General features: G+C 68.9%; 11 protein-coding genes. 8 read left to right on the top strand and 3 right to left on the bottom strand.

Annotation, left to right across the window (positions count from 1 at the left end; all coding sequences use genetic code 11):
• Nucleotides 1–512 precede the first annotated feature (512 nt).
• Nucleotides 513–1,004 (bottom strand): MarR family winged helix-turn-helix transcriptional regulator, encoded by a 492-nt coding sequence (locus OHA73_RS08215; RefSeq protein WP_327654685.1) that lies wholly within the window; start codon nucleotides 1,002–1,004, stop codon nucleotides 513–515.
• A 118-nt stretch (nucleotides 1,005–1,122) separates the two neighbouring features.
• Between OHA73_RS08215 and OHA73_RS08210 the strand changes: the two genes are divergently transcribed.
• Complete coding sequence (locus tag OHA73_RS08210; RefSeq protein ID WP_327654684.1) at nucleotides 1,123–2,610, top strand: MFS transporter; 1,488 nt, start codon at nucleotides 1,123–1,125, stop codon at nucleotides 2,608–2,610.
• A gap of 97 nt (nucleotides 2,611–2,707) precedes the next feature.
• Here the strand turns inward: OHA73_RS08210 and OHA73_RS08205 are convergent, their stop codons facing one another.
• Complete coding sequence (locus tag OHA73_RS08205) at nucleotides 2,708–4,348, bottom strand: AMP-binding protein (protein ID WP_327654683.1); 1,641 nt, start codon at nucleotides 4,346–4,348, stop codon at nucleotides 2,708–2,710.
• 551 nt (nucleotides 4,349–4,899) lie between these two features.
• Between OHA73_RS08205 and OHA73_RS08200 the strand changes: the two genes are divergently transcribed.
• The 6 genes from OHA73_RS08200 to OHA73_RS08175 all read left to right on the top strand — a co-directional run bounded on the left by OHA73_RS08200 (nucleotide 4,900) and on the right by OHA73_RS08175 (nucleotide 11,707).
• Nucleotides 4,900–5,664 carry a Crp/Fnr family transcriptional regulator gene (locus OHA73_RS08200; RefSeq protein ID WP_443063047.1) on the top strand — a complete coding sequence of 255 codons (765 nt, stop codon included), beginning with the start codon at nucleotides 4,900–4,902 and terminating at the stop codon, nucleotides 5,662–5,664.
• A 130-nt stretch (nucleotides 5,665–5,794) separates the two neighbouring features.
• Nucleotides 5,795–6,643 carry a hypothetical protein gene (locus OHA73_RS08195; protein ID WP_266715905.1) on the top strand — a complete coding sequence of 283 codons (849 nt, stop codon included), beginning with the start codon at nucleotides 5,795–5,797 and terminating at the stop codon, nucleotides 6,641–6,643.
• Nucleotides 6,640–8,796 (top strand): hypothetical protein, encoded by a 2,157-nt coding sequence (locus OHA73_RS08190; RefSeq protein WP_266715907.1) that lies wholly within the window; start codon nucleotides 6,640–6,642, stop codon nucleotides 8,794–8,796. The genes OHA73_RS08195 and OHA73_RS08190 overlap by 4 nt, the downstream gene beginning before the upstream one ends.
• A gap of 17 nt (nucleotides 8,797–8,813) precedes the next feature.
• Nucleotides 8,814–9,935, top strand: coding sequence for a PE-PGRS family protein (locus tag OHA73_RS08185; protein ID WP_266715909.1), 1,122 nt, complete (start codon nucleotides 8,814–8,816; stop codon nucleotides 9,933–9,935).
• Between the two features lie 104 nt (nucleotides 9,936–10,039).
• Nucleotides 10,040–10,438 (top strand): Pycsar system effector family protein, encoded by a 399-nt coding sequence (locus OHA73_RS08180; protein ID WP_266715911.1) that lies wholly within the window; start codon nucleotides 10,040–10,042, stop codon nucleotides 10,436–10,438.
• Nucleotides 10,439–10,750: 312 nt separating this feature from the next.
• Nucleotides 10,751–11,707 carry a M48 family metalloprotease gene (locus tag OHA73_RS08175; protein ID WP_266715913.1) on the top strand — a complete coding sequence of 319 codons (957 nt, stop codon included), beginning with the start codon at nucleotides 10,751–10,753 and terminating at the stop codon, nucleotides 11,705–11,707.
• Nucleotides 11,708–11,815: 108 nt separating this feature from the next.
• Here the strand turns inward: OHA73_RS08175 and OHA73_RS08170 are convergent, their stop codons facing one another.
• On the bottom strand, nucleotides 11,816–13,036 hold the full coding sequence (locus tag OHA73_RS08170; RefSeq protein ID WP_266715915.1) for a metallophosphoesterase: 1,221 nt from the start codon (nucleotides 13,034–13,036) through the stop codon (nucleotides 11,816–11,818).
• A gap of 581 nt (nucleotides 13,037–13,617) precedes the next feature.
• Between OHA73_RS08170 and OHA73_RS08165 the strand changes: the two genes are divergently transcribed.
• Entirely contained in the window at nucleotides 13,618–14,943 is a 1,326-nt protein-coding gene (locus OHA73_RS08165; RefSeq protein ID WP_266715917.1) for a deoxyguanosinetriphosphate triphosphohydrolase family protein, read from the top strand.
• Nucleotides 14,944–14,980: the final 37 nt, after the last annotated feature.

The following is a 14,980-nucleotide window of genomic DNA, read 5'->3' as shown; positions in this document are numbered from 1 at the left end:
CGGCGACCGGGCTCCTTCCAGCCTCCCACCGCGGCGACCGCATGTCCGCCCAAAAACCCGATGCGTCGCCGTACCGGTCCGATCGCATCAAGGGGGCGAACGGGCGGCGGCCGCCGTTGTGAACGGCGGCCGCGTGCTCCCTCCTGGTAGCCGCTCCCCGGCCACTGGAGCACTCCCTCCAGGCGGCCGGGGGCGTGGTTCTTACCCGGCCTCCAAGTTGCCCCGAGGGACTGGCCGGACTGTCGGCGACTTCCGCGGGAGGGGAAGGCAAGCCCGGCGCTTGTGGGATGCGCCGCAGGCTCACTCTGCTGCGGGGAGATGCCCTCGCTGCCGCATCAGGAAGGCGGTGGAGGACTGCCCCCCCCAGCCTAGACCGCTGCCGCAGGTCCTGACCGACGCAAACGTGAGCTGTTACGCGGAACCGACAGATCTGACATGTCGGCTTCATGCTTCACGGGCAGGCCCGGCAGGCCCGGCAGGCCCTACAGGGGAGGGGAGGTTGATGGCGGAGCCTAACCGCGCTGCCGCGGCCGCCGCGCCGGGGACGGGCTCGGGGACGGGGTGTTCAGGTGGCCGTCCACCAGGTGGTTCATCAGGCGCAGGAACGTCTCCCGGTCCTTCGTCGGAAACGCCGCCAGTGCTTCTTCGTGCACCCCGTCCACGATCTCCTGGCTGCGTGCGGCGACCCGCGCGCCCTCCTCGGTCACCGCGATGATCCGCGCCCGCCGGTCCGCGCTCGACGGTCGGCGCTCCGCGAGGCCCGCCTTCTCCAGGGCGTCGACGGTCACGACCATCGTCGTCTTGTCCATGTCGCCGATCTCGGCGAGCTGATTCTGTGTGCGCTCCTCTTCGAGGGCGTGGACGAGCACGCAGTGCATACGGGCCGTGAGGCCGATCTCCGCGAGCGCCGCCGCCATCTGCGTGCGCAGCACATGGCTGGTGTGGTCCAGGAGGTACGAGAGGTCCGGCCTGGTCCGGGTGGGCGCGGGCGTCATGGCGGTCATGGTGTCCAGGGTAGTCCACGAGTGGTTCCGATAAAAATAGTCTGCAACGGAACTATCTGTTACGGTCGTGTTGTCGTCGCCGCCCGGGAGGGGGGCGACTCGACCGAAGGGCATCGTCATGTCCGCATCGCCAGCCCCACCTGTCCCGCTGCAGAGCTCGTCCCGCTGGGTCGCCCTCGGCGTCATCGCCACGGGAACCCTGATGATCATCCTCGACGGCTCCATCGTCACCGTGGCACTACCGGCCATCCAGGACGACCTCAACTTCACGCCCACAGCACTGAGTTGGGTGGTCAACGCCTACCTCATCGCCTTCGGGAGCCTGCTCCTGCTCGCCGGACGGCTCGGCGATCTCATCGGCCGCAAGCGGATGTTCCTCGCGGGCACCGCCGTCTTCACCGCGGCCTCACTGCTCGCCGGGCTCGCCACGGGCCCCGGCATCCTGCTTGCCGCCCGCTTCCTGCAGGGCGTCGGCAGCGCGATGGCCGCCGCCGTCGGCCTCGGCATTCTTGTCACGCTCTTCACCGAACCCCGTGAACGGGCCCGCGCCATCGGCGTGTTCAGCTTCACCGGCGCCGCCGGAGCCTCGATCGGGCAGGTGCTGGGGGGCGTTCTCACCGACGCCCTCGACTGGCACTGGATCTTCTACATCAACCTGCCCATCGGTGCCGCCGTGCTCGCCCTCGCGGTGCCCGCGCTCCCCGCCGACCGCGGCCTCGGATTGCGCGCGGGGGCCGATGCCTGGGGTGCGCTGCTGATCACGTCCGGGCTGATGCTCGGCATCTACGGCGTCGTCAACATCGAGGCGTACGGGCTGAGTTCATGGCGCGCCGCCGGACTGATCGGGACCGGGATCGTCCTCGTCGCCGCGTTCGTCGTGCGCCAGGCCCGGGCCCGTACGCCGCTCATGCCGCTGCGCATCCTGCGCTCGCGCACCGTCGTCGGCGCCAACGTCACCCAGATCCTCACGCTCGCCGCGATGTTCGCCTTCCAGGTGCTCGCCGCCCTCTATATGCAGGAGGTGCTCGGGTACGGGGCCCTGGCGACCGGCCTCGCGATGCTGCCGGCCGCCGTCATGATCGGCGCGGTCTCGCTGGGCGCCTCGGCCCGGCTCTCCGCGCGCTTCGGACCGCGGCGGGTGCTGCTCGCCGGGCTCGTGCTCCTGGCCGGGGCGCTCGGATATCTCGCCCGGGTGCCCGTGCAGGGGGAGTACGTTCCCGATCTGCTGCCCGTGATGCTGCTCATCTCCGGCGGCGGGCTCGTGCTCCCGGCACTCGCGGGGCTCGGCATGTCGGCGGCGCGCGAAGAGGACGCCGGGCTGGCCTCTGGCCTGTTCAACACGACGCAGCAGATCGGCATGGCGCTCGGCGTGGCGGTCCTGTCGACGCTGTCCGCGTCCCGCGCGAACGCCCTTATGGACGGCGGCAGTTCACAGGCCGCCGCGCTCACCGGCGGGTACCGGCTCGCGTTCGCCGTCGGGGCCGGTCTGATCGGAGCGGCATTCGTGGTCGCGCTGGTGGTGCTCCGCCGACCCGCACAGCCCGCGGAACGGGAGACCCCGCGGGCGCCGGGCCGCGCTGCTCCCTCGCTGCCATCACGCTCATGATGTCTCGGTGTCGGCGTGGGCCACTCGGCGGGCGTGGAACGCGGCCCCGCCCTCTGCTCCGGCAGAGGACAGGGCCGCGTTCGACACCCGGTGGGTGCTAGACCCGCTCCTCCGCACGCTGCCGCAGCAGCTTCTTGTCCGGCTTGCCCGCGTCCGTCAGGGGCAGCGCGTCCACGAAGTCGATGTGGGCCGGCTCGTACATCGGGCCGCGCTGCCCGCGCACCGCCGCCCGCAGTTCCTCCGCCTCCACCGCGACGCCCGGCGCGGCCACGACCGCGGCGTGCACCTGTTCCATGCGGTCGGCGTCCCGGACGCCGAAGACCGCGCTCTGCAGCACCTTCGGGTGCGAGTTGAGCAGGTCCTCCAGCTCGGTGGTGTACACGTGGCCGCCGACGACCACGATCATGTCCTTGAGCCGGTCCACGACGGTGATGTAGTTCTCGTCGTCGAGGAAGCCGATGTCACCGGTGTGCAGCCAGCCGTCCCGCAGCACCTCGGCGGTCAGCTCGGGTTGCTTCCAGTAGCCGGTCATGGTGCCCTCGGACCGGATGCAGATCTCGCCCAGCTCGCCGACCGGCAGGTCCTTGCCGTCGGTGTCGCGGATGGCGACCTCCACGCCCGGCAGCACCTTGCCCGCGGAGCGCATCCGCTCGGGCCGGTCCAGGTCGTGGTCGTCCGGGGTGAGCACGCTGATGCCGCCGGCCTCGTTCTGCCCGTAGAACTGCAGGAGTACGGGCCCGAAGCGGCGTACGGCGTCCGCGATCCGGGCGGGCGACGCCTGGCAACCGCCGTACGTCAGGCCGCGCAGGCTGCTCAGGTCGCGGCGCTCGGAGTCCGGGTGGTCGAGGAGCTGGTAGACCAGCGGCGGCAGCAGGAACAGGTGCGTGATGCGCTCGCGCTCGATGGTGGCGAGCACGTCGCCCGCGTCGAAGTCGTCGAGCAGCACGATGCAGCCGCCGGAATGGATGACGTTGTCCGCCAGCATGCCCGCGGCGTGCGCGAGGGTGGTGCACGCGAGCTGCCGGGGCAACTCCCGCTCAGCGGGGCGCGCCTGATCCACCATCCGGCGCATCCGGTTGACCTGCTCGAAGGTGGTGACGATGCCCTTGGGGTGGCCCGTCGTACCGCCGGTGTGCCGGATGGTGCAGATGTCATCGGGGCGGGCGCGCGACACGAACGCCTCGTCGGGCTGCTCGGCGGCGAGCGCCAGCAGGTCCTGCCCGATCTCCCGCTTGTCCTCGCCGAGCACGAGAACGTGCCGCACGGGCGCGCTCTCGATGACCTCCACGGCGCGGTCCGCGTAGTACGGGTCGACGATCAGTACCTGGGTCTCTACGTCCTGAACGATCGCCGCCTGCACATCGGCCGACAGCTTGTTGTAGAGGTGGTTGACCTGGCAGCCCACGAGATTGGCGGCGTAACGGGCCGCGATGATCTCGGGCAGATTGCCACTGAGCAGGGTGACGGTCGACTCGCGCGTGACACCTTGAGCGGCGATGGCATGGGCCATGCGGTGCACCAGCGAGTGGAACTGACTCGCGGTCAGCCGCCGGTCCTCGTAGACCAGGACCTCGCGGTCCGGGTGGGCCGCCAGTGCGGCGAGATTGTCCTCGATGAAGGTGCGGAAGGGTTCCGAGGTGCCGGACGCCGCGTCAGATATGACCGAGTCGTTCGAAGTGCCCTCGGAATCCAGGGGTGTTGCGGGGGTGGGGGTGGGTGCGGATGCCTCTGCAGGCATGGATTGTCCTCCTGGGGCCACCGACCCGCTTGTCTCCGTACGCGCCGGTGGTAGTGCTTTGTTGGTCGTGGGGGAGGCAGTCCGGAGCCGTCGGCGCATGACGCCGCGCCCGGCACAAGTGGCACCCGCCCGGGAGCGTTGGTTGCCCCGGACAACCAACACCCAGGCTAACTCCCCGCTCCATCCACACGCGCCTCGGGTTGGGGCGCATCCGCACGCTTGACTCCTTCTTTTCCTTTGTTCTTCCAGGATTTGACCTCTGTATCCCTCGGTATTTGCCGCCTCTCGCGGACCGCGGCCACGGGGCGGTCTCCGGGGAGGGGAGGGGAGGGGCACTGGAGGCGCTGGCGGTCGTTCAGATAGCGCTTCGCGGACACGGGCGTGGACCATGCCAACCGTGAGGCCAGGTTGAGCGATCCGAGGCGCGAGTCGGTGCCAGAGGGAAGCACGCAGCCGGGTTGTTCTGATTCTCGTGTCATAGGGTGGATGCGCGGAGCGAGGGTAGGGATCCGCTGAAGCATGGCGGAGCTGCCTGGCCTGGGGGAGTACGGGTGGAGACTAACGGTACGGCCAGGCCCGGGCAGCATGGATCGGCGGACGCTCCCGCGCCGTCCCAACCGCCGGCGCCGCTGCGATCCAACAGGCTCGACGACCAAGTTCCGTTCCTGGCCCGGCTGGAACACCCGGTACGCGTCGCGCTGCTGGAACTGGGTCAACCCATCGAGTACGGCCCACGGTCCGTTCTGGTGCATCAGAACGAACCGTCCACCCACGTGATGATCATCCTTGCCGGCTGGACCAAGGTCACCCGCTCCGCGGCCAACGGCTACGAAGCCCTACTCGCCCTGAGAGGGCCGGGCGACGTCGGCGGTGAGGCATCCGCAGTCAGTGGCCGCCCACGCTCAGCGATGGTCACTGCGATCGGCAAGGTCGAGGCCGTCGCGATCGAGCGCGACAGGTTCCTGGGCCATCTTGCGGAGTACCCGGAAACTGCTCTCCAACTGCTCAGCCTCATCGGGGACAGAACACGCGCCAGTGACCGGCGGCGTGTGGATCAAGGAGCCCTTGGGATTCGTGAGCGGTTGTCACTCCTGCTCTTGGAGCTGTCGCGCACACACGGGGTGGAGGATGCGGAGGGTGTGCGCTTGACCACCGGCCTCAGCCAACATGAGCTGGCAGGTGCGGTCGGCTCTTCGCGAGAGGCGGTGGCGAGGCTTCTGAAGGAGTTGCGAGAGCGCGACATCGTCCGCACCAGCCGAAGGGGGATGGTGATCATCCGGCCGGACCTGCTGCGCCGGATCGCGGGTGGCGGGTAGTCAAAAAACATGCAGCCGGACCGAGTTGTGTGCCATCGGTTACAGAGGCTGTGTGCAGGTGTTCCTTCTTCAATGTCAGACCCTCGCGGGATAGTGCTTCGGACCGAGCCCGACCGTCCGAGAGGCACGTATGAGCCTGGCCCTGAGAGAACCCGTCAACCGCACCATTCTGCTGTTCGACATAGAGGACTTCAGCCGACGGGACAATGTGGCGCAGGCTTACCTGCGCCGGGAACTGCACAACGCAGTTGAGGACACCCTCGCCGAGGCGGGGGTCGAGCGGAACATGCAGTACCGCGAGGACCGCGGGGACGGCCTAATCGTTCTGATCAGTTCCGACATCCCGAAAACTGCGCTGCTTCGGGTCCTGCTGACGACCACTCCAGATGCGTTGCACCTGTACAACCGCCTGGCATCGAGCAGTGCGCAGATGCGGCTACGGATGGTCCTGGCCTCGGGAGAAGTCGCCTTGGACCCGAAGCGTGGCACTGTCGGTGGGCTCGTCGGGCACGACCTCAATCAGTCCTGCCGTCTGCTCGACTCCGAGGTCCTGCGTAAGGCCCTCGCACAGCGGGACGCGGACTGTGTGCTGGGGGTGTCGCCCTCGGTCTACGAAGGCGTGGTCCGTCACGGACATCGCGGACTGCGCCCGGAGGAGTTCCATCACGCTCCCGTGGCCGTGAAGAAGGACCGACTCGAGCTGTGGCTGCATGGTCCGCTCCCGTACGGCACGACCACCCCCGCCCCGGAGTCTCCCTCCGCTGGGAGCGAGGGCTCGGATGCGCAGGACGTCGCAGTCGGAGAGGCGCCTGGTGTCGCGCCCGCGAAGAGTGGGGCGGACGTCACATTCAACGGCGGGACCGTGTCGTTCGGCGGCAGCCAGGTCATGGGTGATCAGACCGGAGTCAGTGGCGGTCGGGTCATCGGTGACGTGATCTTGGGCAGTGTCCAGTGCGAGAACGGGAGCGAGCAGCCATGAGCGAGCAGCCCGGCGACAAGTCTGCGGAATCGTCCCAGGACGACACCGACCCGGCAGCCGACAGGCAGGAACCGGGGAACGGCGAGCACGCCGACGCGGAGGAAGATCGCCCCCAAGACCCTTGGGCCGCCCGTCGAGAGTTGTACGAACACGTACCGGCCTCCGTCGGCGGCAGCCTGGTCGGCGGTGCTCAGACCGGTGTCACCGGTGGCAGCGTCGTGGGCGACGTCGTCCTCGGAACCAAGGTGGAGCACCACTACCGCTTCGGTGCCGCCACCCATGCCTCCGGCAACATCCCGGCTGCCGAACTCGACCACCTGGCCGAGGTGTTCGCCGGATACGAGACGCTCGTTCACCCCCTTCGTGACCGGCTGCGCGAGGAGCGGGTTCTCGTACTGTCCGGCGCGCCCTTCACGGGTCGTCGCAGCGCCGCTTTGATGCTGCTGCGGTCCATTGACGCCTCGCGTGTACGCGCCATCGACCCCAACACCCGGCCGACGGCGCTGACGGACGAGATGAATGGCGATTCGCTCGGCTACCTCATCAGCGATCTGGTGACGGACAGGGACAACCCGCTGCGCGACATCGACCTATGGGCGGTGCAGGACACCCTGCGCAAGAAGGATGCCTACATGGTCATCACTGTCGACCTGTTCGCAACCCTGCGGGGTGTAGCCGTCGTCGAATGGCAGCCGTCATCGCCCCAGGCCGTGCTCCGGTCACACCTGCACGCCCGAGTACAGGACCCGCGGAAGGAGAACGGCCTGCTGAGCCTGCCGATCTCCCGGGAGTTCCTTGGCAGGGACGACCATCAACTGCGGGAGGCGGCGTCGTTCGCGGAGGCATTGGCCGCGCACGCGGATGGCAGGATCACCTACGAGGAGTTGGTGGACGTCGGCCCGATATTGGTCCGAGATCAGGTCCAAGAATGGTTCGGAACCGACGAGACCACACTTCGGGACAAGGCGTTCCTCATCTCCCTCGCGGCGTTCGACGAAGCCGCCTACGCCCTGACCGCGGAGCTCAGCGATTCCCTGTGGGGGCAATTCCAGAGGACCGAAGATGCCGGGAAGGAGCCCCGTGTCGGCATCTTCGGGACGTCCATAACCAAGCGGCTTCGTCTGGCCCGAGCCGTCGAGTACTGGCAGGAGGAACACACCGAGTGGGGCCCTGTGCTCCAGCGCATGGCACGCTTCGAGGAACGCAGAGCCGCCGGAGAGGTCCTCCGTGAAGTGTGGACGAGCCACCCCTCCGCGCGGCCGGCTCTGCTCGCGTGGCTCCGCAAGCTCGCAAAGGACGGACGCCCGCTGGTGCGCACCCGTGCGGCAGTCACCGCTGCCGTGCTGGCCGAGACCGACCTGCCGTCGGCGATGGCCCTGCTCATCGAAGGCTGGGCAAAGTCGAAGCTCTACCGAGACTGCCTCGTCGCCGCCAATGCTCTGGCCACGGCGTACGCCGTCGGTGCCCCGAACATCCCGCAGATCCTGCGCTCCTGGTGCGATGGCGAGGCCGAACCACGGACTCGCTGGACGGCTATCCGCGCGTATGCCCTCGTGGGCCCCCACATGCCCGACGAAGCGCTGGAAGCGTTGGCGGAAGCGGCCCGCACCGGGGGCGATGAAAAAGAGGCGCAGCACATCGCCGAGTCCACCGCGCTGTTGCTGAGCGACGAATCGGTGCCGGTCCGCCGCCGGGTATTGGGGCGGCTGCTCGAGTTGCTCCAGGACGAGCCTTCCGGCCGGAGGCTGGCACTGCATGCGTTCGTCCTTGCAGGCACGCGCGCTGACAGCCGGCTGCTGTTGCGGTGGTACGCGGAGGCTGCCACGTCGGGCGTGGAAGATGCAGAGAAGCTGATCCTGCTGTGGCAGACCGCTCTGGCCGATCTGCGTTACACCACCGATGCGTTGAAGGGCCTCGCCGGCTGGGTTCTCGAGGCGGACGGCGATCCGCAGGTAGAGCGACAACTGACGTTGCTACTTCCCAGGCTCGCCGTGTCACCCGAGGACGGTAAGCGTCTCGACTACATGCTCGGGACATTGTGCGCGCGACGCGGAGACGGCCCGCCTGCGGTAGCCGGCCGTCTGATGGCCGTGCTGCGTGGCGCTGCCGCCGCACCTGCGGCTGAGGGCCGTGAAGTTCCGTATCACCACTGAGTGAGGAGAATCGAGCCATGGCAGACCTCCGCCGCGAGACCGACTGGGACCAGGGCGCAGACCGGCACAGTGACCTGGCCGACCCCGTACTGACCGTGCGTCAGCTGTCCCGTTTTGACCACCGCAGGGGTTACAGCCGGATCGACAATGCGCTGGTCTTCACCACGGACAAGGGGGACTTTAAGGTCTACCTGCCGCCCCGCCGGCCAGCGCGCTCGCTGTTCGCCGTCAGGCGGTACACCGCGGTCTACGAAGTAGATATGGGGGTGCACACTTGCATCGCTTCGCTGCCGATGCCCAGCGACAATGATGCCTTCGATTTCACCGCAGAGGTGGACCTGACCTGGCAGGTCTCCCAGCCGGAACAGTTCGTGGCCAGCGGCGAGCGGAATGTGCCTGCTCTTTTGAAGCGCAGCATAGAGCGGCTGATACGTCCGGTGAGCAGGCGCTTCCCCATCGAGGAGAGTGCGGGTGCCGAGCACGCCGCGTGCCAGGTGATCGCCGACGCGGGCGAGCTGGGAAGCGAAGTCGGGTTGCGCACGTCGTGGGCCCTTCGGCTGAGGCTGGACGACGCCGCGATCATCCATCAGCAGGAGGTTCGCCGACTCCGGTACGCCGACGAACAGCTGGGTCTGTCACACGACTTGGCATTGCAGGAGGACCGGACCAGGGCGGAGCGAAATACCGAGCAGGCGCGGCACGACCATGAATTGGTCATGCTGCACGGCCGCCAGCAGGAGAAGGTGAGGGAGCTGGAGGCAGCGAAGATCCGCTATTACGAGCAGTACCTCCAGCGCGGTGGCGTGGCGATGTGGGCCCTGCACCTGGCGGAGCACCCAGAGGATTCGCGGCTGGTCCTGGAGAACCTGCGCAAGGACCAGGCGGACCTGATCCGGAGCCAGTCCGAGGTCGCCCTGCAGGTGTTGAAGGAAGGGAACCTGGAGGACTACCAGCGGGCGGGTCTCAGCAAGCAGGCCGTGGAGATCATGGAGGGATTCCTCGCCCGCAACGTCACTGTTGCAGCTCCTGCTCCTGCCGCAGCGGATGCCCTGTCCTGGGTCGGGGCCGATGACACCCTGGTGCGTTTCCACAAGGAGAAGGACAGGGCGGCCGCCGACAGCTCCGAGGAGGAGCGATGACCTGCGGTGGGACGGAAGCTCCGATTGCGGGGGCCCGTCTACTCACGGAGCTGCGGTCCGAGGCGGCCCGTGCGGACAGCAAGGCGTCCCTACTTCTGGGAGTCATGAGCATGACGGTGAGCTTGCTCGTTGGTCTGCTCGCGGCCCGAGGACGGTTTCCATTACGGCTCTCCGTCGCGGGGAGCGCGTTGTTGTGGGTGGCCTTGGCGGCCTTGGCCGGCGCACTGGTGTGTCTGCTCCTCGCCGTTGTGCCCCGTTACGGCAACGTCCAGTGGGCTCCTGGACGGCCGTTGACGTACTTCGGAGACATCCGCCGGGCCACGGACGACTGTCGGCTCGCGGAGGCACTCGATGTCACCGAGGCGCATCCGACCGAGGGAGTGCTCGAGGCACTGGCTCAGAACAGCCGCATCGTCGGCGCCAAACACCGGTGGATCCGCGTCGGCCTGGGTGCCTATTGCGTGGGAATGCTGCTGTTGCCCATCGTGCGGCTCGTTGGCTGAAGGTCCTTCGCCGACCGATTTCTCACGGCGCCGTCACGTTCCGGCCGTACGTTTACACAGGAAGATCCCATGATCACTCCTCCAGATCCCGCCCGCCCCGGCCACGCTCCCAGTGCTGAGCCCTCGGCTTCCCCGGATGCTGTGGCGATTCCGCTTCCGCACTGTCGGGGCGAGGCCGTTCCACCCCTGTCGCAATACCCGGGTAGCGCGACAGGGCCTGACGAGGGCCACCTCATCGGCGAATCGGAATACTGGTCCGATCCGAGCGCCGGGAGGCGCCCGCCGCACGAGGAACTCGGTCGGCGTGGGCGGGTGCACCTCGCGAAGCGACAGCGGGGCATTGATGCCACGGCCTGGGGGCAACTGCTTTTGCATCTGCCCTCGTTCCTCGTAAGCCTGGTCATCGTAGGGGTGCTCTCCCATGCCCTGCTCCCTGCCGTGGATTGGCTGGGGACTCTGCTGTGGCTCGTTTCGGGCGCCATGGCGTTTCACCGGCCCACCGAGAGAGTGCTGGCTCGGCATCTGCTGAACCTCCGTCACCCCACCCGGCAGGAACTGGCCCGGCTGAAACCGCTGTGGCGGGAGGCTACAGCCCGGACGGGCGTCGAGGGCCGCGTCTACGAGTTGTGGATCGAGGACAGCGATCGTCTCAACGCGCTTGCCGCGGCGGGCCACATCGTGGGCGTCACTCGGTTTGCTCTGGAGAGACTGTCCGGTGGCCAATTGGCCGCGATCCTCGCCCATGAACTGGGTCACCACGTTCGTGGTCACGCATGGACGTCGTTACTGGGGCAGTGGTACGCGGTTCCGGCTCGGCTCGCGTGGTCCGCCGTATGGGGGCTTGTCCGCCTCGTCGCCGTCATTGGCCGTGGGCGGATGGGCTTTTGGGCGGCAGTGCTGCTCATAGCAACGGGCGGCATCGTGCTGGTCGCCGCACTGTCCTACTGGTTTGTCGTCCTGCCGCTGGTCGCTTCTCCGTATCTGCTAGCCGCCGTGGCGCGCCGAGTCGAGCTGCGAGCGGATCGTCATGCGGCAGCGGCCGGGTTCGGGCCGATGCTCGCCGAGGTGTTGCACATGATGCAGGCGGCAGAACGGGAAAGCGGACGTGTGACGGCTTCCGCGTTGTCCGGGTGTGGCAGCGCGGCAGCGATTGGCACCGGGCCCACGGCACGCCGTTGCAGGCCGAGCGTCTCAGGGAAGCTTCTGTCATCGCATCCCGATTACCACACTCGCCTGCATCACCTGGCGGCGTACCTGGAGGGGCGATGAGCCTGCTCCCGTTCGTACCCTCGGATCAGGCCGTCGCCGCGGCGACTCCGGACTCGTGCCTCTTCGTCTCCTGTGCCGCTCCGAGTGGACATCTCGACCCGTTCACGCCTACGCCGAAGCGGACCGCTCCGGCGAGCGGAGTACGAGCAGGGTGATCTCGCTGGGGGCGAAGACGCGGAAGGGTGGGCCCCAGAAGCCCGCGCCGCGGCTGGTGTAGAGGAGGGTGCGGGTGCCGTGGTGGCTGAGGCCGGCGAGGGCCGGTTGGTCGAGCCGGACCAGGTGGTGGAAGGGCCAGATCTGGCCGCCGTGGGTGTGGCCGGAGAGCTGGAGGTCGATGCCCTGGGCCGCCGCGCGGTCGACGAACTTGGGCTGATGGGCGAGGAGTAGCACCGGAAGGTCGGGGTCGGCCCCGTCGAGGGCTCCCGCGAGGTGGGCGCGGTGACCCGCCAGTCCGGAGGACTCGGCCGTGACGTCGTCGACGCCGGCGACCACGAGGGTGTCACCGCCGCGTTCGAGGAGCAGATGGCGGTTGCGCAGCGGCTCCCAGCCCAGCTCGTCCATGAGGTCGACCCAGCCCTGGGCCTCGCTGTAGTACTCGTGGTTGCCGGTGACGTAGACGCGGGCGCGAGTCGCCTCAACGGTGCCCAAGGGTGTCGCCTGGGCGCGACGGCGTTCGGCCGTGCCGTCCGCGATGTCGCCGGTGTGGCAGACCAGGTCGGCCTCCAGGGTGTTCACCGTCTCGCAGAGCCGGGTCGACCAGCGGGCACGGTCGAGCGGACCGTAGTGGGTGTCGGTGATGAGGACGACCCGGGTGCCGTCCAACCCGGCTCCCAGGCGCGGGAGTTGCACGTCGAGCGTGCGCACACGTGGCACGCGTCGGGCCTCGGCGTACCCCCAGACGAGCAGTACGGCGGATACGCCGAGGACGGCCCAGGTGACGATGCGCGCCCGGCCCTCTCCGTCACCGACGCCGGCCACGGTCAGGGCGAGCCGCAGCAGAACGCCGAGCAGAACGGACCACGTGAACAGGACCCAGACGCTGCCCAGCAGCGTGTCACCGACGATCGCCGCCCGGTCCTGCTGGCGCCGGCCGTGGCCGCGCACCATCGCGAGCGGCATCCCGATCAGGCCGACGGCGAACAGCGCGGTGCCGATCAGGGCGACGGGGAGCGGCCAGTGCTGACCGGCGTGCAGGAGAACCCAGCACGGCACGGCCCACAGCAGGACGGGGGCGATCATGGGGATGTAACGCATCAGGCGCTGCAGCCGGCTCCGTGGCGCCTTTGGCGATTCACTGTCGGCGGATCGGGTGTTGCTGGTCTCGGTCACGCTTCCCCTCCTGAGGTGCGGCCTCGATTTTCGAAGTGTCCTGGAGGGCTCATTGTCCGCCGTCGCGGAAAGGGGCGGCGGCCAGGTCCGGTCCGTGTCCGGCAGCGGCACCGTGCTCGCCGCGCCGAACGCCGCGTGGGGCTCACGCCTGTCGAACCGTCAGAAGGGCCTAGCCCGCGGGCGTCTCCGCGACCGGGCGTCAGATCTCAGCGGCCAGGCCCATGTCGCCGCTGTGTTGGGCTTTCGCGGCCAGCTCCCGCAACCCGGCGACGGCCGTGTCGCGTTCGCCCTCCAGTAGCAGCACGCGGTTGCGCAACACGTCGCGTCGTATGCGGTCCTGACGGACTCGTCCAGGCTCAGCTGTCCAAGCCCGCCCGGTTCGAGCCGGGGGCGGACTGGAGCTACGCCAACACCAACTACACCCTGCGCCGCAGGCCCGCTCCCCGCGGTCTTCGGTGGCGGCCGGGCCACCGAGACCCAGGCCTGAACGGGTCGGAACGCGTCCTGGTGTCGGCCGGGAACGCGTCCTGGCGTCGACCGAACGCCAGGACGCGTTCCCGGTCGGCCAGTACCATCGCGCCATGCGACCTGCCCACTACACCGATGATGACCTGGAGCAGCACTCCCTCCGTCGACGCGTCGCGGACGACGGACAGCGGTCGGGGTTCGAGCACGATGTGGACCGCATCCTGTACTCGACGCAGTGGCGGGCGCTCGCGGGCAAGAGCCAGGTCGTCGCCAGCAGCGAACTCGGGGCGTACCACACGCGGCTCACCCACTCGATGAAGGTCGCGCAGCTGGGGCGGCGCATGGCCGAACGTCTGGAGCGGCGCTACGGCGGTCCGAACCCGGCCCTGGTCGAGGCGGCCTGCATGGCGCACGACATCGGGCACCCGCCGTTCGGTCACGCCGGAGAGACCGCGTTGCGCGCGACGATGGACGAGCTGCACGCCGGGCACGGCGTCCTCGACAGCTTCGAGGGCAACGCCCAGACCCTCCACATCCTCACCTTCCTCGCCGCGCACAAGTACGCGGGCCATCGCGGCCTGCACCTGTCCCGGGCCTGCCTGGACGCGGCCACGAAGTACCCGTGGGAGCGTGCCGCGCGCGACGTCGACCCCGCGCGGCACGGCAAATGGGGCGTCTACGCGATCGACCGGGAGGCGTTCCGGTGGGTGCGGGCGGGCCGTGACGACGACGCGGTGCCGGTCGAGGAGCAGGTGATGGACTGGGCCGACGATGTCACCTACGCCTGCCACGACGTGGAGGACTTCTACCGCGCGGGGCTGATCCCGCTGGCCTCGCTGTTCCCGGCGCCCGGGGCCGCAGGCGGTGACACCGAGCGCGAGACGCAGCGCTTCCTGGATTACGTGGCGGCCAAGCGCCACCGCGAGGGCGCCGGCTTCGACCGCGACGAGGCGGTCCACATCCTGGCCGACATCGCAAAGGCGCTGTCGATCGCGAAGCCGTACGGGGGCCGCCACGAGGACGACGTCGCCCTCAACGCCCGTACCGCCAAGCTGATCGACCACTTCACCCGCGACATCGACCTGCAGGTCGGCGGCGCGGCAGCGATCCGGTACGGCGCCCGCCTCGTCGTCCCCACCGAGCGCCGGACAGCCTGCGAGCTGCTCAAGGAACTGGTCTGGTGCTACGTCATCGACCGCCCGGCCCTGGCCACCCAGCAGCACGGCAAACGCCGCATCGTCTCCCAACTCCTGCGCTGGACCCACGAATCCCCGCACCTGCTGCCCACCGACCGCGCCGAAGAACTCGCCCTCCACGGCGACCCGCTGCGCGCCGCCGCCGACCACGTCGCGTCACTGACCGAGGGCCAGGCCGTCGCCCTGCACCGCCGCCTGTCCGGAGTCGGCCTCGGCTCCGTGACCGACGGCGACTGGCTCTGACTCGTACCGCGGTTCAGCTCCGTGACTCGGTTCAGCT

It is taken from the genome of Streptomyces sp. NBC_00483 (assembly GCF_036013745.1).
In the GTDB taxonomy this organism is placed as follows: Bacteria; Actinomycetota; Actinomycetes; order Streptomycetales; family Streptomycetaceae; genus Streptomyces.
Note: the sequence above shows the minus strand (reverse complement) of the source record. Positions and strands in the feature narration are given on the sequence as shown.

What these genes read in the sequence shown, in the direction of transcription:
- OHA73_RS08205 (WP_327654683.1), bottom strand. Translation starts at nt 4,348, where the DNA reads ATGCCTGCAGAGGCATCCGCACCCACCCCCACCCCCGCAACACCCCTG.
- OHA73_RS08210 (WP_327654684.1), top strand. Translation starts at nt 1,123, where the DNA reads ATGTCCGCATCGCCAGCCCCACCTGTCCCGCTGCAGAGCTCGTCCCGC.
- OHA73_RS08215 (WP_327654685.1), bottom strand. Translation starts at nt 1,004, where the DNA reads ATGACCGCCATGACGCCCGCGCCCACCCGGACCAGGCCGGACCTCTCG.
- OHA73_RS08185 (WP_266715909.1), top strand. Translation starts at nt 8,814, where the DNA reads ATGGCAGACCTCCGCCGCGAGACCGACTGGGACCAGGGCGCAGACCGG.
- OHA73_RS08180 (WP_266715911.1), top strand. Translation starts at nt 10,040, where the DNA reads ATGAGCATGACGGTGAGCTTGCTCGTTGGTCTGCTCGCGGCCCGAGGA.
- OHA73_RS08195 (WP_266715905.1), top strand. Translation starts at nt 5,795, where the DNA reads ATGAGCCTGGCCCTGAGAGAACCCGTCAACCGCACCATTCTGCTGTTC.
- OHA73_RS08165 (WP_266715917.1), top strand. Translation starts at nt 13,618, where the DNA reads ATGCGACCTGCCCACTACACCGATGATGACCTGGAGCAGCACTCCCTC.
- OHA73_RS08190 (WP_266715907.1), top strand. Translation starts at nt 6,640, where the DNA reads ATGAGCGAGCAGCCCGGCGACAAGTCTGCGGAATCGTCCCAGGACGAC.